The sequence below is a fragment of the Azospirillum sp. RU38E genome, from assembly GCF_900188385.1.
Taxonomy (GTDB): Bacteria; Pseudomonadota; Alphaproteobacteria; order Azospirillales; family Azospirillaceae; genus Niveispirillum.
Map to the genome: position 1 here is coordinate 169225 of NZ_FZOI01000004.1, position 16985 is coordinate 186209.

Consider the following 16985-nt stretch of genomic DNA (forward strand, 5'->3'; position numbering starts at 1 on the left):
GTTGCTCTGTTATCCACAGGCAACCGGGTCAACAAAGCAGGATGGCGTAATCGCCGATGATCTGGAAACCCAGCGCCAGATAGGCGCGGCGCGCCGGCTCATTCTCCTTGCCGGTGAACAGCACGGCCAGCCTTGCCCCATCCTCACGGGCGGCCAGCAGCGCGCCTGCGACCACGGCACGGGCATAGCCCCGGCCCCGGCTGTCGCGCGGGGTCCAGACACCGCCAATCTGCACCGTATCGGGAATACGGGCATTATGGGTAGCCATGGAGAGAATCGCCCCATCGGCCCCGGTCAGCAGGAAGACATCGCCCGCTGACACCCAGACGGCGATATCAGCTTCCGCCTGCGCCCGCAGGGCGGCATCCGGCACGGCGTCCAGCGCCTCTACAGAATAATCCACCCGCCATCCGGCCAGTAGCGGAATATCCTGCGCCGTCGCGCGCCGGCAGCGACAAGTACCGCTGCTCAACAGGGGCGGGACGACCAGCCGATCCAGCGGCAGGTCAAACAGATCCTCTGCCCCACCCCGCCGGAAGGATTGTTCAGGAAATGCGTCTGCCACCGCGCTGGCCGCCTCCAGCGGCCCGATCAGACCGCAGAGGAGGCGATCACCCTCAGCCATCAGATGGCGGGCCAGTTCCACCGCCAGCACAGGCGGCGCCTGGATCAGCATATTGCCATTCCAGCTATGGGCGATGACGCCAGCAATATCGTCTTCTGCCGTCAGGGCGGCCGCATAGCGGCCTTGGAAGCGCTGACCTTCATCCACCAGCCCGGCGCGGCGCAGGTTGGAACGCAGGAACAGTGATGTGGCCGGATGGCCGGCCAGATAGGCATCCAGCCGCCCCTCATCCCCCGGTGCCAACCGCACAATCCGCGTCAAGGCGCCCTCTCAGCTCACCAGCTTTTCGCGCACGATGGCGCTGGCCTTGGTGAAATCCATCTGGCCGGCGAAGCGGCCGCGCAGTTCGGCCATCACCTTGCCCATATCCTTCACGCCGGTGGCGCCGATCTCCGCGATCAAGGCGGCAATGGCTTCCCGCGTCGCGGCTTCATCCAGTTGCTGGGGCAGGAAATTCTCGATGACGGTGATTTCTTCGGCTTCCTGCTGGGCCAGTTCCTGGCGGCCGCCCTGCTCATACATGATGATGCTTTCGCGGCGCTGCTTCACCATGGTCTGCAGCATGGCCAGGATTTCGGCATCATCCACGCCATCCATCTGGCCACGGGTGCGGGCGGCAATATCGCGGTCCTTCAGGGCGGCGATGATCAGACGCACCGTGGCGACGGTGCGCTGATCCTTGGCGCGCATCGCATCCTTCAGGGCCTCGTTCAGCGTCTGACGCAACATGACATACCTCGGGGTTGATCCAGAAAAACAGGGGCGAAGAGTAAACAACATAAGCTTCAAATGCCAGCCATTCGGAAACCCCGACAAGAAACACCCGTATGTTTGCCCCCTGCATGGCGACGCTTAGCAGGGGCGCGCAGAGGTCGGGTTGACCGCTGTAACGCGATTGTCTATTTCAACGCCCGAACCGTTCCGGCCCCGGCCGGCGCGCGGTATCGGCGCGACCTGCCATAACCCAGAGGGTGCAAACCCAGCGGGCGATGGATGGGGCGCGACGCCCCGCGGGCAGGCCGCCCCGCTTTTCAGCGGGTGGCCAACCATTTTTGGGTGCCCGCCCCCGGGCATCGCCACTGATCATAAGGTACGCCGCCGATGACCGACACCCCGTCGATGGGTTCCCCCACCCACGCGCCCGCCCCGACCGGAGCCACTGGCGTTCTGGTTCTCGCAGACGGATCGGTGTTCTGGGGGCGCGGCATGGGCGCCGCCGGCCATCGCGTGGGCGAGGTGTGCTTCAACACCTCCATGACCGGCTATCAGGAAATCCTGACCGATCCGTCCTATGCCGGCCAGATCATCACCTTCACCTTCCCCCATATCGGCAATGTCGGCGCCAATGCCGAGGATATCGAGACGCTGACGCCGGTGGCGCGCGGCCTGATCCTGAAGGCCGATGTGACGGAGCCGTCGAACTGGCGCGCCACGCGCCACCTGAACGACTGGCTGCAATCGAACGACATTGTGGGGATCAGCGGGATCGACACCCGCCGCCTGACCCGGCGCATCCGCGATGCCGGCGCCCCCAACGGCGTCATCGCCCATGCCCCCGATGGCAAGTTCGACCTGGAGGCGCTGCTGGCGCTGGCCAAGTCCTGGCCCGGCCTGGAAGGCATGGATCTGGCCAAGGATGTCAGCACCCGTCAGACCTATGGCTGGGATGAAAGCATCTGGTCGCTGAAAACCGGTTACGGCAAGCAGACCGAACCGAAGCACCATGTCGTTGCCATGGATTTCGGCGCCAAGCGCAATATCCTGCGCTGCCTGGCCGCATCGGGTTGCAAGGTGACGGTGGTGCCGGGCGATACGCCCGCCGCCGATATCCTGGCGCTGAACCCCGATGGCGTGTTCCTGTCCAACGGCCCCGGCGACCCGGCCGCCACCGGCACCTATGCCGTGCCGACCATCAAGGCCATTGTCGATAGCGGCAAGCCGGTGTTCGGCATTTGCCTGGGCCATCAGATGCTGTCCCTGGCGCTCGGTGGCCGGACAGAGAAGATGGAAAGGGGCCATCGCGGTGCCAACCATCCGGTGAAGGATCTGGCCTCGGGCGTGGTGGAGATCACCAGCCAGAACCATGGCTTCGTCGTGCTGCCGGAAAGCCTGCCGGACACGGTGGAGGTCACGCATGTCTCCCTGTTTGACGGCACCAATGAAGGCATCCGCCTGAAGGGCCGCCCGGTCTTCTCCGTGCAGTATCACCCGGAAGCCAGCCCCGGCCCGGAGGACAGCCATTACCTGTTCAACCGCTTCATCGATGCCATCGAAGGGCGGTATTGAGGTGACCGATTTTACCAGGGCGCTGCGCTTAGGTGAACTGAACCGCCCGTCCGCCATGCCGGACGGGCTGGCCGCCCTGGTGGCTGAATGGCCCGCCATCCAGCGCTCCCCCGGTGGGGAGGCGCTGCTCGATGAGCGTGGCCTGCTGCGGGTCAGCGACCACTGGAACCTGCCCGATGGCAGCTTCCCCACTGACACGCCCATCGCCAGCCATGGTGGCTGGGCGCTGGGGCGGCTGACCGGCGACATCTGGCAACTGGTGCAGCAGGAACCGGCCCTGCCGCGCGATCAGGCCCGCGCCCTGTTACGGGAGCGCACGGAACGGCTGCTGCATGGCCGCCGCTGGACCGGCGCCGACCTGGAAGCAATGGACAGTCTGGCCAAACAGGCCCCCCTGCCGCTGGCCGACTGGCTGGCGGCACAGGAAGGGCGCGAACGGTCACTGAAATCGTTGCTGAAGCTGGAACTGGTGCTGCAGGCGGATGGCGACCACCCTGCCCTGCCCACCAATGTGCGGGAACGCATTGCCGATGCTCCCATCCTCTGGCTGGACACGGACGGGGCGGAGGTCGTGGCCGACGTGCTGGCCCACAGCGCCCGGCGCATGGAGATTGCCGCCAAGCGCAGCACCCGCAACGACCGTCAGCGCGGCCAGGATCTACGCTCCAGTCTGGCCGAAGCGGTGCAGGCCGCCTTCCCGCTGATGCCGCATGATGTGGCCTCATCGGTGGCAGCCCGGCTGGCCCCGGCGGCGATCAAGCTGGGCCGACGCCCCGCCACCCAGGCGATTGTCGATTGCGTGGCGGAACTGCGCCTGGAACGCTGGCGGCAGGTGATTATTGGCGAGCCGCGCGTGGCTGCCCGCCTGCAAGACATGCTGGCCAAGGGCGAGAATAACCGCGCCCGCAAACGCTACCGCGATCAGCGGGCGCTGGAAAAGGTGGCCAAGGAAGTGGCGGAATGGCGGGGGGAACTGCCCCCCGTCACCTCCCGCTGGCTGGATTAAGGCTGTTTCCAGTTGCCCGGAAACAGCTTTGGCAACCGAGTATAAGGCTCAGCGCCCTGCCACCGGCAGGGCCAGCCCCTTCTCCGCCACCACCTGGCGCAGCAACACCGGGTCATCGCTGATGATGCCATCCACCTGCCAGTCGATCAGCTGGCGCATGGTGTCGGCATCATTGACCGTCCAGGGCAGCACCTGCAGGCCCAGCGCCTTGGCCTGGGCCACCAGTTCCTTGCTCAGATTGCGGTAATAGGGCGACCAGACTTTACCGCCGGCCGCCTTCACCGCCGCCGGAACGCTGCCACCATGGTCCGCCGGGGCGAAGCCGGCCGTCCAGGCCGCCGCCTTGGGCCCGGTCACGTTGCTTTCCTGCGGATCATCGATGGTCAGATAGGCGGTGGGGATGCTTGGGGCGATGCGCTGCACCACCTGCAAGGTCCGCCAGTCGAAGCTCTGGATCGTCACACGGCTTTCCATCCCGGCCTTGCGCACCGCCTCCACCAGCGTGCGGGCAAAGGGCTCCGGGTCCACCGTGTCGCCGGGTGCGGTCGGGTCGATCTTGGTTTCAATGTTGAAACGGACCTGATCGGCCCCCTTGGCCTTGACCAGATCGAACAGGCTGGCCAGGGTGGGAATGCGGGTGCCGTCGATCGACTGCTGCCGGCTGAACCGCTTGGCATAATCGCTGTCCGGGCGGATGCGGCCCACATCATAGCGACCGATTTCCGCCAGGGTCAGGCTGTGCCAGGACGGCGTCGGCGCCGTCACCCATTGCCCATCGGCCCCACGGGCCAGATGGGTATCCACATGCCGTTCATGGGCGATGATCAGCGTGCCATCCTTGCTGATGCCTGTATCCAGTTCCAGCGTCGTCACGCCAAGCGCAATCGCATTGGCAAAGGCCGGCAGGGTATTTTCCGGCCACAAGGCGCGCCCCCCGCGATGGGCTTCCAGATCAAAGGCCCCCGCCGTACCGGAGAGCAGCAGAGAAGACAGGGCGGCCAGCGCCAGACGCTTGAAAGACATTGATTTTCCACCATCAACCGGATCATCCGTCAGGGTGCTGACTGTAGCGACCGGCAGCAGGGGGTGGCATGAAGTTTACGTGAAAACTCAACCACCCATCGCCCATTGGCGCGTCAGCCCATAGGCTTGATAATCCTCCTCCACCTCCGGATCGAGTTCGATGGCGGCTTGCAGATCAGCCTCCGCCAGGGCCGCCTCTGCCGGGTCTTTACGGGCCAGCCACAGGCGCGCCAGGCCGCGCATGTAAAGCGTAGGCGCCATATCAGGCTCTTTCGTCAGGGCCTTGTTGAAGGCGGCAATCGCCTCCGCCGGGCGCCCCAGCCGCAACAGCACAACACCCCGGCTGTCCAGTGCTTCGGGAAATTCCGGCGCTTCGGCAAGCGCCGCATCACAATTTTCCAACGCCTCTTGCAGCTCAATATTCCGTGTCACCCGCACCCAGCAAAGATGGTTGAGCAGGCTGGGTGAAGGCTGCTTTTCCACCAGCTCGACCAACATATCCTTCACATCCGACGGCCGGCCCGCCGCTTCGGACAAATCACCCCGCAGGCGCAGCAGCAGATCAGCGTTCGGAAAGCTCTCCAACAGCGTATCGATTTCCGCAATGCCTTCATTATAGGCGCCATCCTGGATACGCATCGTCGCCCGCATGTCGATGGCGCGATCGAAATCCGGTAATTCATCCAGCACGGCGGCCAAGTCGTCATAGGCCCCCTTCCGCACCCGGTCATCAGGATGGTGACTGCGCGCCTGGGCGCGGCGCATATAGGCGGCGGGTGAGGGTTGAAGGGCGATGGCGCGGTCATAATCTGCCAAGGCCGCGTCCAGTTCCTCCAGATGATAGAGCAGATTGGCCCGCGCCAGCCGGACATTCGGGTCATCCGGCCAGAGCCAGATCCGCAAATCCAGGAAGGACCGTTCCAGACGGTCCAAGGGGCCCGGCACCTCTTCCGCCAATGCAGCTGGCACGCCCGCCAGAAAGATGCCTGAAATAACCAAAGCCAGGATGTGACGTCGCATGGTTCCTCCCGTTTCAGGATGCATCAGGGCGGGCGCAATGAAAAGCCCCCGCACCATCGGGTGCGGGGGCCAAACAGGAAAGCACTGTAAAAGTCTGGCGGCAGCCGAACGAACGGCAGACCATCCCGAACCTGATCAGGCGCTGCGCACCTGGGCCAGGAATTGGTCGACAGTACGCCCCAATTCGCCCGACTGGCGGGCCATGTTGCGCGCCGCACCCAACATGTCGGTCGCCGACGAACCGGTCTGGTGCGCCACTTCCTCCAGGCTTTCGATATTGCGCGTCACTTCCATCGTGCCCATGGAGGCCTGCTGGACATTGCGGGCAATTTCCTTGGTCGCCGCATCCTGCTCTTCCACGGCACCGGCCACCATTTCGGAGATGTCGTTGATCTCCGCAATGGTCCGGCTGATCACAACGATGGCGTCCACGGCCTCCTTGGTCGCGTCCTGCATCGTGGTGATCTGGCTGGCGATCTCCTCGGTGGCCTTGGCCGTCTGGTTGGCCAGGCTCTTCACTTCAGAGGCCACGACAGCAAAGCCCTTGCCGGCTTCACCGGCGCGCGCCGCCTCAATCGTGGCATTCAGGGCCAGCAGGTTGGTCTGGCTGGCAATGTCAGAAATCAGCTTCACCACATCACCGATGGACTGGGCGCGCTGCGCCAGCGACTGCACGGTGCCGTTGGTCTTCTCGGCGGTCTTGGCGGCATCGCGGGCGATGCGGGCCGAGGTATTGACCTGATTGCTGATCTCCGCCAGCGATCCGGCCAGCTCTTCAGTGGCGCTGGCCACCGACTGCACATTGGCGGAAGCCTGCTGGGTGGCGGCAGCCACGGCGCTGGTCTGGGCGCGGCTTTCCTCGGCCGAAGCGGACAGCCCTTCGGCAGTGGACTGGACCTGACTGGACGCGCCGGAGATTTCGGAAACCACGCCCTTGACGGAGTTCTCGAAATCGGACGCCAGCTTCTCCATGGCCGCCTTCTTCTCGATGGCGGCCTGACGCTCCGCCTCTTCCTGGCGGCGACGCAGATTGTCCATCTCCAGCGCGTTGTCCTTGAAGACCTGCACCGACTGGGCCATGGCGCCGATCTCGTCACCGCGCTGGGTACCGGTGATCTGCACCGTCAGATCGCCAGACGCCAGTTTGGACATGGCGCCCTGCATGGATTTCAGCGGCGTGCCGACGATCTTCTGCAGCAGCACCACCAGAATACCGATCAGCACGGCCAGAACGACCAGGGCGATCAGGGTGTTGCCCATCACCGCATCGGCAATGGAGGCCTGCAGGTTGGCCCGGCTCCACGCCACGGTCAGTGTACCAACCTGATCGCGGTTGGCACCGGCGCGGACGGGGGCCTGCACAACCAGGAAATCACCCTGGTCCAGCAGCTTGACTTCGGTCACCGTCTTGGCGATCTGCGCCTTTGCCGGCTCAAACGGGGCCATCCCGGCCGGCAGCGGCTTGTCCTTGCTGGGATATTCGATCAGCGACTCACCGTCACTGTCGAGCACGCGCACAAAGGCCAGGCTGGTGCTCTTGGCCGTGGCGAGGTCAGCATAGCTGTCGGCGATGGCGTCAGCATTCTTGAAACGGACGGCGGCAGACATCTGCGCAGCCATCATTTCCGTGACCTGGCTTTCCGAGCGCTTGGAAAGGTCCAGCATCGACGAACGCATGGCAGAAGCGCTGAGGGCGATCACGGCGCCAAGACCGATAATGATCGGTATAGCAATCGCAAACGTGATCTTACGGCTGATCGACCAATTACTGAACAGCCCGCCAGACCCGGCCGGAGCGGGGCTACCGGCCGGCCGCATGGTCCGATTAAAATTGCTCATCTCGACTAACCTTTCCTGTCCTTCTCAGCAACGCAACCTGCTCCACTCAACCTTCCCTTGACGGATACCATGGCGGACCATGGCATCCTCATTAAACGCCCTATTATTGTTTGGGCGCTGTCGGCTCCCACCGGGCAAACAAAACCAGGATTGCATAAACTTTTATATTAATCCCACCATCCCAAAGTGGGATTGGCGCTTGCCCTGGCACCATCCTTTCGAATAGGTATAAACGAGCTTGTTGGGAAAATGTAGGCGTATCTACTGAATTCGATGCGGAATAGCATTAACGTTCGATTATCCAGCATGTGTTAAGCTTAACCCCAGCGGAAGTTGCCTTCTGGAGGACGCCCTTAACCATTGTTGGTGATGCACTGCAGCATTCCGCCTGTAACCGTCAGGTATAGCACTTGCTTGACGAGGGTCTTGGGTTAGTACTTTGCAACAAGAAGAGGGGCTGCAAGATATGAAAAAAGCGACTGCGCTGGCAGTGACAATCGCGAGCTTCATGATATCGGGCGTCGCCCATGCCGAGTGCGCATTGAAGGATCCGCCGGCCGTTCCTGATGGTGCCTCTGCCACTGAACCCGACATGGTTGCCGCCCAGAAGGCCGTGAAGGCATATGTCGCTGAAACACAGGAATTTCTGGCCTGCCTGGAGTTCGAAGGCAAAGGCAAGAGCGGTGGCGACTGGACGAAGCGTTACAATGACGCATCCGCGCGCATGGAAAAGCTCGCCGCCGACTTCAACAAACAGTTGCGCGCCTACAAGTCAAAATAAACCTAATGTTGAATAATACCAACGGTCATAATCCATGACCGTTGGTAGTGCTGCGGCTGCCGCCGCACCGCTCATGCGGCTTAGCCAAGCCAGCGGATGCCGGCGCCGGCGATTGAGAGGCACGAAAGCGTAACCGGCGGTCATGATTTCGTGCCGCTGGCTAAAGACTGACTTATCCCGCTTTTCGCGGCCAGCCTGATCGCGGAGTGACAATCCGGGATCAGGGTTTTGGAGTCGGCGGAAGGTCAGGGGCGGGCACATTCGTCAGCGGGCGGTCTTTGGGGGCCATGTTGCTGTGCGCACCATCTTCCAGCGGCTCCACCGTCACCTTCGGGATGGGCGGCGGTTTGGTGATCGGCGGCATGGCCACCTTGCCGTTGAGATCATTGGCCTTTTGCACCTTCTTGCCATTCACGCTGCGGGGTTCCGCTGCCACCAGGGTGCTGGCCCGTGACACCAGATTCGGCAGGGTGGACTCATCCCAATCCGCCCCCAGGGCACCTAAGCGCAGAATCACCAGCTCCCTCGCCTTGGAGATGTAGAGCCGGCTGCCATCGTCCCCCGCCATGAAAACCGTATCCCCATCGGTAAAGGGGGCCTTGGCAGCCACCGGTCCCTTCGGATCAAAGGGCCAGCCCAGGCGCAGGCGCCAGCCATCATTGCGGGAATGGCCGTTCGGCCGTAGCATCAGGTCCAGCCAGGGCTTGGGCACGAGAGTGTCGGCCCCGACCCGCCCATCCTCCAGCAGCAGCAGGCCGGGACGCAGCCAATCGCGAGCGGTCGCCTTCATGCAGCATTGCAGATAGGCGGCACCAGTCTTGCTGCCCGCTTCCAGGCTGGCATCCCTGGCCCCCAGCGGCTGCCAAAGCGCGGTGGCGAGGTAGTCCGCCACCGGCTGGTTGCGCGCACGGGACAGCACCAGACCCAGCAGTTGGGCCTCATAGCTATTAGGGGCGAAGCGGGTGCCCGGCTCAACAGCCAGTTCAGCCGAAAGCGTCCAGACGGACGCATCATCGCCGGGCGGAGTCGCCGGCGGTGTAAGCCCGCTGCTGCCTTCCAGCAGATGGCGCACGGTAATGCGGCCACGGGCATCACCGGCCCATTCCGGCAGGTAGCGGCTGATCGGATCATCAATCCCGGCCAGGGTGCCATCCTGCAGGGCAATGCCCGTCAGCAGGGCCAGCAGGCCCGGCAGCAGACCCGCCGCGTCCAGCCGGTCACCCGGCTGCAGGGCAGGATCATAATATTCCAGCTGCAAGGCCCCCGCCTGCCAGACCAGCAGGGCCTGGCTGTGGCTGCGGCGGGCAAAATCCGTCAGCGCCTTTACCCCCTCCTCCGACAGGGTCAAGGCATCCGGGTCGGCCACCGGCAGCAGCCCGCCCGGACCGCCCTTCAGCACCGCCGCCACGATCGGCGGCGGTGGGAGTGGCGGCGGCACCGCCACCACGGGGGCAGATGGCCGTTCCCCGCCCGGCACCAGCCAGAGCGCCGCACCGATGGCGGTCAGGACAATGGCGGTGGAGGCAAGGAGGATACGCCGCATCGGAACCCCGTCGGGTGTGGAAGCGTCAGCTTACTGACGGTGGGTGTAGAGCGGGTATTCCCGCGCATCCACCACTTCCCAGGCGCCGTCGGGCTGGCGGCAGAGGAAACCCGTGGTGTGCTGATACATGTCGTCCAGGATCACCACGGAATGGAACTCCCGGCAGGGGCGGTTCTGCGCATCATAACCATCGCGCAGCACCTTCACAGCCCCACGCTTGCCGGTCAGCGGATTGGCCCAGCCCACCACCTGATCCACCGGTTTGGTGCCCATCTCCCGCAGTGCGCCCTGGACGGCGGCCAGATCGCCGGCATCCATGATGATGCTGGTGGGCTTGGCCGGCGCGGCGGGCGGAGGCGGGGGCGCCGCCGCCTCCGGCGGGGCGGGTGGGGTTTTGCTGGCACAGCCGGCCACCGCCAGAACGATCAGGAAACCTGCAAGACGCCGCATCATGCCTGCCACTTCGATCCACAAGAATAGGGAGCCGCCTGTTTGCCAACCAGCGCCCGGCAAAGCAAGACTGTTAAACGGGTTGGCCCCCCAATCTATGCGGCAAATGGTGGCCAAAGCATGACGGCCCCTGTGGATAGAAGCGGGCAGCTTACCGGCTAAACCGGGCTACCCAGAACGCGCCGGGGCGCGATGGTGTGCTTTTTCAGCCGTGCACCTGTGGCGGGATCAACCTCCTCCAGTTCGACCTCATAGCCCCAGAGATCGGCCAGATGTTGCAGCACGGCTTTGGTCGACGCCTCATCCAGCAGCACCTGATTCAGCACCCGATGTTCCAGGATCAACCGGCGATCCCCCACCAGATCGACATCGACGATCTGGATATCGGCCTCCGCCCAGGCAATGTCATATTGTCGCGCCAGGGCGTGGCGCACGGCGCGATAACCCCGCTCATCATGGATGGCGGCCACCTTCATTTCCGGGTCACGCGCATCATCGGCCACATGGAACAGGCGGAATTTGCGGATCAGCGCCGGGGAGAGATATTGCAGGATGAAGCTTTCATCCCGGTAATTGGCCCAGGCATGGCGCAGCGCCCCCATCGGATCGCCACGGCCGGCCAGATCGGGGAACCATTCCCGATCCTCCGCCGTGGGGTTGCTGGCGATACGCTCGATATCCTGCATCATGGCGAATCCCAGCGCATAGGGATTGATACCACCATAGCGCCGGTCATCGAAATCCGGCTGGAACACCACATTGGTGTGGCTGTGCATCGCCTCCATCCAGGCACCATCGGTCAATTGCCCACGCTCATGCAGGGTTTGCAGGATGCGGTAATGGCAATAGGTGGCGCAGCCCTCGTTCATCACCTTGGTCTGACGTTGGGGATAGAAATATTGCGCCACGTGGCGGACAATGCGCAGCAGCTCCCGCTGCCAGCCATCCAGGCGCGGCGCCTTCTTCTCCAGGAAATAGAGGATATTCTCCTCCGGCAGTTCCAGCATGGCGCGGCGGCGGTCGCGGTCCGACAGTGGGCTGGCCCCGCCGGCTTTACCCGGAACGGTGCGCCAGAGGTCGTTGAAGGTCCGCTCACGGTGCTCCTCCCGCTCCCGCGCCCGGCGTTCCTCATTGCGCAGGTCGGGCGTGCGGCGGCGGGGATAGCGGTGGACGCCATGGTTCATCAGCGCATGAGCGGCATCCAGCACCCGCTCCACCGCCACATGCCCAAACCGTTCCTCACACTTGGCAATATATTCCTTGGCAAAGGAGAGATAATCCAGAATGCCGTCGGCATCGGTCCATTGCTGGAACAGATAGTTATTCTTGAAGAAATGGTTATGGCCGAAGGCCGCATGGGCAATCACCAGCGTCTGCATCGTCATGGTATTTTCTTCCATGATGTAGCTGATGCAGGGGTTGGAATTGATGACGATTTCATAGGCCAGCCCGCGCTGGCCGCTACGATACATCGCCTCGTCACGGGCGAAATGCTTGCCGAAGGACCAATGCTTGTAGAATAGCGGCATCCCGATGCTGGAATAGGCATCCAGCATCTGTTCAGAGGTAATTACCTCGATCTGGTTGGTATAGGTATCCAGCCCCAGATCCTGCACCGCCACCTGCTCGATGGCGTCATAGACGCGGCGGACCTTGTCATAATCCCAGTCCGCCCCCTGATAGAGCGGTTCGCCGCCGGCGGCAGCACCGCCGCCCAGTACATTGCCCAATGATGTGATGATGCTCATGCGCCGGCCTCCGCCTGTTGCGCCACCCCGTCCTTGGCAAACAGCTCCCGGAAGACAGGGTAGATTTCCCGCCGCTGTGTCACCCGGCGCATGGCCAGCACCGGTTCGGCGATGGATTTATAGGTGCGCCAGAGATCGGTTTCCCGCACCCCGCCGCCATAGGCCAGACCGGGGGACATGCCATCCTGCCCCACCTCGATATAGGCATAATATTGGCAGATCGGCAGGATGATCTCCTTCATCAACTGCGCTGTCTTGCCATTGTCCGACAGGGCGTTGTCGCCGTCGCTGGCCTGCGCGGCATAGATGTTCCATTCCGATGGCGGGAAGCGCGCCTCCACCACCCGCTGCATCTCCTCCAGTGCCGTCGACACCACGGTGCCGCCGGTTTCGGGGCTGTAGAAGAAGGTCTCCTCATCCACCTCCTGCGCCTTGTGGGTATGGCGGATGAACACCACCTCCACATGCTTGTAACGCCGGGTCAGGAACAGATAGAGCAGCATATAGAAGCGCTTGGCCAAGTCCTTCATATGCTCCGTCATGGAGCCGGAGACATCCATCAGGCAGAACATTACCGCCTGGGCAGCCGGGCGCGGGGTGGCATCGAACCGGTTGTAGCGCACATCCACCGGGTCGATATAGGGAATGCGTTGGGTGCGGCGCAGCAGCAAGGCCAGCTCTTCCCGCGCCTCTTCCAGCCGTACCCGGTCACGGCCCGTGCGCTCCAGATCGTCGATCTCCACGCGCAGGGCCTTGATCTCATCCCCCGTCGGACGGTTCAGCGCGATGCGGCGGGCCAGCGAATTGCGCATGGTGCGCACAAGGTTGAGATTGGTCGGCGAACCGGAGACGGAATAGCCGGCCCGGTGCCAATCCAGGCTGTCGGTCACCGCCAGCTTGCGTTTGGCCAGATCGGGCAGTTCCAGATCTTCCAGGAACAGATCGATGAATTCCTCCCGGCTCAGCACAAAACGGAATTCATCCTGGCCGTCGCCATCATCGGCCCCCTCATTGCCCTGCCCGCCCCCACCGCCCTGCGGCGGGCGCTTGATCTTGTCGCCGGACATGAATTCCTTGTTACCGGGCACGACATAATTCCGCGCCCCGCCGCTGGACGAGCGCTGCAGGGTCGGTTCCTTGATACCGTCGGGGGAGATGCTGATATCCCCGCCCATATCGATATCCTTGATGCCCCGCTTGGCGGAGGCATCGCGCACGGCCCGCATCACCTGTTCCTTGGCCCGGCGCAGAAAGCGCTGACGGTTGGCAAGGGATTTGCCGGAAGGGTTCAGACGTCGATCAACAATGGTGAACAAGGTTGCACCGTCCTTTCACTGGCGCATCCCGTGCTTCCAGAAAACCAGAAGCGGCGGGAGCCTTTGCCGTTCCGCAACCGCCGGCCCGGATGGGGACCGGCGGCGGGGATTTCGCCTGAGGGAACGGTTTAGCCAGCCTGCTTAACCCGCATGTACCACTCGACCAGCCGGCGAACCTGGCGCTCGGTATAACCGCGCGCCATCATCCGGTTGACGAATTCACTGTGCTTCTTCTCCGTGTCGCTGTCTTTCTTCGACCCGAAGCTGATCACCGGCAGCAGTTCCTCCACCTGACTGAACATGCGCTTCTCAATGACGTCCCGCAACTTCTCATAGCTGGTCCAAGAAGGATTACGCCCACCATTATTGGCCCGCATACGCAGGGCAAATTTCACCACCTCGTTGCGGAAATCCTTCGGATTGGCGATGCCAGCGGGTTTCTCGATCTTGGTCAGCTCCTGGTTCAACAGGTCGCGGTTCATCAACTGGCCGGTATCAGGATCCTTGAAATCCTGATCTTCGATCCAGGCATCGGCATAATCGACGTAACGGTCAAACAGGTTCTGACCATAGTCGTGATAGCTTTCCAGATAGGCTTTCTGGATTTCATTGCCGATGAACTCGGCATAACGCGGGGCCAGTTCAGCCTTGATGAACTCGATATATTTTTTCTCCGTCTCGTCGGGGAACTGCTCCCGCTTGATGGATTGTTCCAGGATATACATCAGGTGGACCGGATCGGCCCCCACCTCTGTATTGTCATAGTTGAAGGTGCTGGCCAGCACCTTGAAGGCGAAACGGGTGGAAATGCCGTTCATCCCCTCATCCACCCCGGCGGCGTCCTTATATTCCTGCAGGGTCTTGGCCTTGGGGTCGGTCTCTTTCAGGCTTTCGCCATCATAGACGCGCATCTTGCTGAACAGGTTGGAATTGCCATGGTCACGCAGGCGTGACAGCACGGTGAAGCGCGCCAGCATTTCCAGCGTTGCCGGCGCGCAAGGGGCCGCCGACAACTCAGATGTCCTGATCAGCTTTTCATAAATGCGCTGTTCTTCCGTCACCCGCAGGCAATAAGGCACCTTGATCACGCAGATACGGTCGATAAAGGCCTCATTATTCTTGTTGTTCTTGAAGCTCTGCCATTCCGCCTCATTGCTGTGGGCCATGATGACGCCCTGGAAGGGCAGCGCACCGATATTCTCCGTGCCGATATAATTGCCTTCCTGCGTCGCCGTCAGCAGCGGGTGCAGCATCTTGATCGGCGCCTTGAACATCTCGACAAATTCCAGCATCCCCTGATTGGCCCGGTTCAGGCCGCCGGAATAGCTGTAGGCATCGGGATCGTTCTGGCTGTAAAGCTCCAGCTTGCGGATATCGACCTTGCCGACCAAGCTGCTGATATCCTGGTTGTTTTCATCGCCCGGCTCGGTCTTGGCGATGCCGGTCTGGCGCAGGCGGGAGGGGCGCAGCTTCACCACGCGGAAGCGGCGGATATCGCCGTCAAATTCGTCCAGCCGCTTCAAGGCCCAGGGGCTCATCAGGCCGGTCAGCCGGCGGCGCGGAATGCCGAACCGTTCCTCCAGCACCGTCCCCATCTTGGTCGGGTCGAACAGGCCCAGCGGGCTCTCAAAGACCGGGCTGATCTGGTCGCCGGCCTTCAATACATAGATCGGCTGTTCCTCCATCAGCGCCTTCAGCCGCTCGGCCAGCGAGGATTTACCGCCACCCACCGGGCCCAGAAGATAGAGGATCTGCTTGCGTTCCTCCAACCCCTGGGCGGCATGGCGGAAGAAGCCGACGATACGCTCAATCGTCTCCTCCATGCCAAAGAACTCGGTAAAGGCCGGATAGACTTTGATCGTCCGGTTCATGAAAATGCGGGCCAGCCGCGCATCCTTCGCCGTATCAACCACTTCCGGTTCGCCGATGGCGGCCAGTAAGCGTTCCGCAGCGCTGGCATAGCGCAGCGGTTCGTCGCGGCAACCCTCCAGGAACTCGGACAGCGACATCTCGATATCGCGACGGCTCTCATAGGTGCTGGCGTAGCTGGCGAACAGGTCCGTGACCAAGCTCATGAGCACTCTCCTTCATCGGCAACCGGTCCGGCCATCGGGTAAAGGCCGGGTATTGCTGGACCGGTGGCGGTTCCAACAGGGGGCGAAGCGGGGGCTGGCAGCGGCGGCGCCCGGGCAAACGCGGACGACCCTTATGGCAATTCGTGGAAGGGAATGGATGGCGGCGTGCCACCCCTTTGTGCCGTCCTTCAAGCCCGCAATCGCCACCCCGGCGGAAATCCGCCGGCCGGGTACGACTGCCCTGGCCCTCTGGAAGCACATCACCGCATGTCCCTTCGTCACGCTGTGAAAACTTCTGTACCTGACTCAGATTGTTGACTGCCCTTATCGAGGCAAGGGGCAGCAGGCTTTGCTTAAGGATATTCCTCAACAACCGGAAAGCAGGCGGCCGAACGCTGGGCCGCCATCACATTTGTTCCCTAACCAAACCATTATCCCGATGCCCATGGTGGCACACCTGCGGAATGGTTCAATACTTCCGGCACCGGTTCGATTCCTGCCAAACCCGGCCGGCACGCTGGGCAGCCCCAGACAAAGGGCGGTTCCACCCATGCATGATGAAAGAATGGCCCCAAGCCGGGCAAAAGGTAAAGGGATGATACCCCATACTGATGATCGCCTTTCGGGAAACCGCTCTTCATCAATCCTTAATAGCCAGCGTTAACCAGCCAATTGTTCAAATCAAGGCAAGCCAGGGGATCAGTATCTTCCCGAACCGGGAAAGATAGCGGCGAATCGGCCCGCTGGGCAATCGGTCCACCCTTGGCCCCCGCGCAGCAGAAAGCGGCCCTGCGTTCTTCGCCGTTGCAACATGCGGACGGAAAGATTGTTCTGTCAGAGAAGGGTGCTTGGCTTCCCGATCAACAGCTTCGCTTTCCCGGTTCTTCAATCAGCGGATTTCGCGGGTGCAACGGGAAAGTGGCGGCCATGGGTAGAACCGGCAGCCCTTCGGGTAAGACACGCTTGTACGGTGGATGGAATGAGCAGCGCGGATTTTGAGAAGAGCTTCGATACGGCCTGCCGCGAGCATGGCCTTGACCCAGCAAACACGAACATGTTCACACTGGAATGTGTGCGCCAGGGCCTGGACCCGAAGAAAGCGCGGGCCTTCGACCTGGACAAGAACCCCACCCCGCTGTGGGCCAGCTTCCGCAAGCTGAAGACTGCCAGCTGAAGACCGGTTTTCGGGCAAACGTCCTGAAAGGGGCGGTGCTGTTGTGAAAGGGTCGCCTGAAAGGGCGGCCCTTTTTCACATTTTGGTCTCTACCAAAAG

General features: G+C 62.5%; 15 protein-coding genes. 5 read left to right on the forward strand and 10 right to left on the reverse strand.

Features of this window, described 5'->3' with window-relative positions; translation table 11 throughout:
* Nucleotides 1–28 precede the first annotated feature (28 nt).
* Together CHB97_RS10485 and CHB97_RS10490 are read right to left on the reverse strand one after the other, a co-directional pair.
* Complete coding sequence (locus CHB97_RS10485; protein ID WP_089287916.1) at nt 29–886, reverse strand: GNAT family N-acetyltransferase; 858 nt, start codon at nt 884–886, stop codon at nt 29–31.
* Nucleotides 887–895: 9 nt separating this feature from the next.
* Nucleotides 896–1354, reverse strand: a complete 459-nt coding sequence (locus CHB97_RS10490; RefSeq protein ID WP_089287917.1) for a GatB/YqeY domain-containing protein — start codon at nt 1352–1354, stop codon at nt 896–898.
* 390 nt (nt 1355–1744) lie between these two features.
* Between CHB97_RS10490 and carA the strand changes: the two genes are divergently transcribed.
* The gene (carA, locus tag CHB97_RS10495; RefSeq protein WP_089288111.1) at nt 1745–2911 is read left to right on the forward strand and encodes a glutamine-hydrolyzing carbamoyl-phosphate synthase small subunit; all 1167 of its coding nucleotides are present in this window, start codon (nt 1745–1747) and stop codon (nt 2909–2911) included.
* Nucleotide 2912: 1 nt separating this feature from the next.
* Entirely contained in the window at nt 2913–3917 is a 1005-nt protein-coding gene (locus CHB97_RS10500) for a hypothetical protein (RefSeq protein ID WP_143270828.1), read from the forward strand.
* A 48-nt stretch (nt 3918–3965) separates the two neighbouring features.
* Here CHB97_RS10500 and CHB97_RS10505 read toward each other — a convergent pair whose 3' ends face one another.
* The 3 genes from CHB97_RS10505 to CHB97_RS10515 form a co-directional block, all read right to left on the reverse strand.
* The gene (locus tag CHB97_RS10505) at nt 3966–4940 is read right to left on the reverse strand and encodes a glycerophosphodiester phosphodiesterase (protein WP_089287919.1); all 975 of its coding nucleotides are present in this window, start codon (nt 4938–4940) and stop codon (nt 3966–3968) included.
* Nucleotides 4941–5027: 87 nt separating this feature from the next.
* Nucleotides 5028–5960: a tetratricopeptide repeat protein gene (locus CHB97_RS10510; protein ID WP_160105754.1), complete on the reverse strand. Its 933-nt coding sequence runs from the start codon at nt 5958–5960 to the stop codon at nt 5028–5030.
* 135 nt (nt 5961–6095) lie between these two features.
* Complete coding sequence (locus tag CHB97_RS10515; protein ID WP_089287921.1) at nt 6096–7799, reverse strand: methyl-accepting chemotaxis protein; 1704 nt, start codon at nt 7797–7799, stop codon at nt 6096–6098.
* A 466-nt stretch (nt 7800–8265) separates the two neighbouring features.
* On the opposite strand from CHB97_RS10515, the gene CHB97_RS10520 reads away from it, so the two are divergent.
* A complete protein-coding gene (locus CHB97_RS10520; protein WP_143270830.1) occupies nt 8266–8580 on the forward strand; it encodes a hypothetical protein in 315 nt (104 codons plus the stop codon).
* A 220-nt stretch (nt 8581–8800) separates the two neighbouring features.
* On the opposite strand, the gene CHB97_RS10525 is transcribed toward CHB97_RS10520, so the two are convergent.
* The 5 genes from CHB97_RS10525 to CHB97_RS10545 form a co-directional block, all read right to left on the reverse strand.
* The gene (locus CHB97_RS10525; RefSeq protein ID WP_089287923.1) at nt 8801–10123 is read right to left on the reverse strand and encodes a serine hydrolase; all 1323 of its coding nucleotides are present in this window, start codon (nt 10121–10123) and stop codon (nt 8801–8803) included.
* Nucleotides 10124–10153: 30 nt separating this feature from the next.
* Nucleotides 10154–10576, reverse strand: coding sequence for an RT0821/Lpp0805 family surface protein (locus CHB97_RS10530; RefSeq protein WP_089287924.1), 423 nt, complete (start codon nt 10574–10576; stop codon nt 10154–10156).
* A gap of 155 nt (nt 10577–10731) precedes the next feature.
* A complete protein-coding gene (locus tag CHB97_RS10535; RefSeq protein ID WP_089287925.1) occupies nt 10732–12321 on the reverse strand; it encodes a SpoVR family protein in 1590 nt (529 codons plus the stop codon).
* The gene (locus tag CHB97_RS10540) at nt 12318–13637 is read right to left on the reverse strand and encodes a YeaH/YhbH family protein (protein ID WP_089287926.1); all 1320 of its coding nucleotides are present in this window, start codon (nt 13635–13637) and stop codon (nt 12318–12320) included. Before CHB97_RS10540 ends, CHB97_RS10535 begins: the two co-directional genes overlap by 4 nt.
* Nucleotides 13638–13765: 128 nt before the next feature.
* Entirely contained in the window at nt 13766–15712 is a 1947-nt protein-coding gene (locus tag CHB97_RS10545) for a PrkA family serine protein kinase (protein ID WP_089287927.1), read from the reverse strand.
* 157 nt (nt 15713–15869) lie between these two features.
* On the opposite strand from CHB97_RS10545, the gene CHB97_RS26970 reads away from it, so the two are divergent.
* Complete coding sequence (locus tag CHB97_RS26970) at nt 15870–16001, forward strand: hypothetical protein (RefSeq protein ID WP_256387121.1); 132 nt, start codon at nt 15870–15872, stop codon at nt 15999–16001.
* A 690-nt stretch (nt 16002–16691) separates the two neighbouring features.
* Nucleotides 16692–16886, forward strand: coding sequence for a hypothetical protein (locus CHB97_RS10555; RefSeq protein ID WP_089287929.1), 195 nt, complete (start codon nt 16692–16694; stop codon nt 16884–16886).
* Nucleotides 16887–16985 lie beyond the last annotated feature (99 nt).

Excerpts from the sequence above, each read along its gene's own strand:
- CHB97_RS10490 (WP_089287917.1), bottom strand. The coding sequence starts at position 1,354 with ATGTTGCGTCAGACGCTGAACGAGGCCCTGAAGGATGCGATGCGCGCC.
- carA (WP_089288111.1), top strand. The coding sequence starts at position 1,745 with ATGGGTTCCCCCACCCACGCGCCCGCCCCGACCGGAGCCACTGGCGTT.
- CHB97_RS10505 (WP_089287919.1), bottom strand. The coding sequence starts at position 4,940 with ATGTCTTTCAAGCGTCTGGCGCTGGCCGCCCTGTCTTCTCTGCTGCTC.
- CHB97_RS10510 (WP_160105754.1), bottom strand. The coding sequence starts at position 5,960 with ATGCGACGTCACATCCTGGCTTTGGTTATTTCAGGCATCTTTCTGGCG.
- CHB97_RS10515 (WP_089287921.1), bottom strand. The coding sequence starts at position 7,799 with ATGAGCAATTTTAATCGGACCATGCGGCCGGCCGGTAGCCCCGCTCCG.
- CHB97_RS10520 (WP_143270830.1), top strand. The coding sequence starts at position 8,266 with ATGAAAAAAGCGACTGCGCTGGCAGTGACAATCGCGAGCTTCATGATA.
- CHB97_RS10525 (WP_089287923.1), bottom strand. The coding sequence starts at position 10,123 with ATGCGGCGTATCCTCCTTGCCTCCACCGCCATTGTCCTGACCGCCATC.
- CHB97_RS10530 (WP_089287924.1), bottom strand. The coding sequence starts at position 10,576 with ATGATGCGGCGTCTTGCAGGTTTCCTGATCGTTCTGGCGGTGGCCGGC.
- CHB97_RS10535 (WP_089287925.1), bottom strand. The coding sequence starts at position 12,321 with ATGAGCATCATCACATCATTGGGCAATGTACTGGGCGGCGGTGCTGCC.
- CHB97_RS10545 (WP_089287927.1), bottom strand. The coding sequence starts at position 15,712 with ATGAGCTTGGTCACGGACCTGTTCGCCAGCTACGCCAGCACCTATGAG.
- CHB97_RS26970 (WP_256387121.1), top strand. The coding sequence starts at position 15,870 with ATGGCGGCGTGCCACCCCTTTGTGCCGTCCTTCAAGCCCGCAATCGCC.
- CHB97_RS10555 (WP_089287929.1), top strand. The coding sequence starts at position 16,692 with ATGAGCAGCGCGGATTTTGAGAAGAGCTTCGATACGGCCTGCCGCGAG.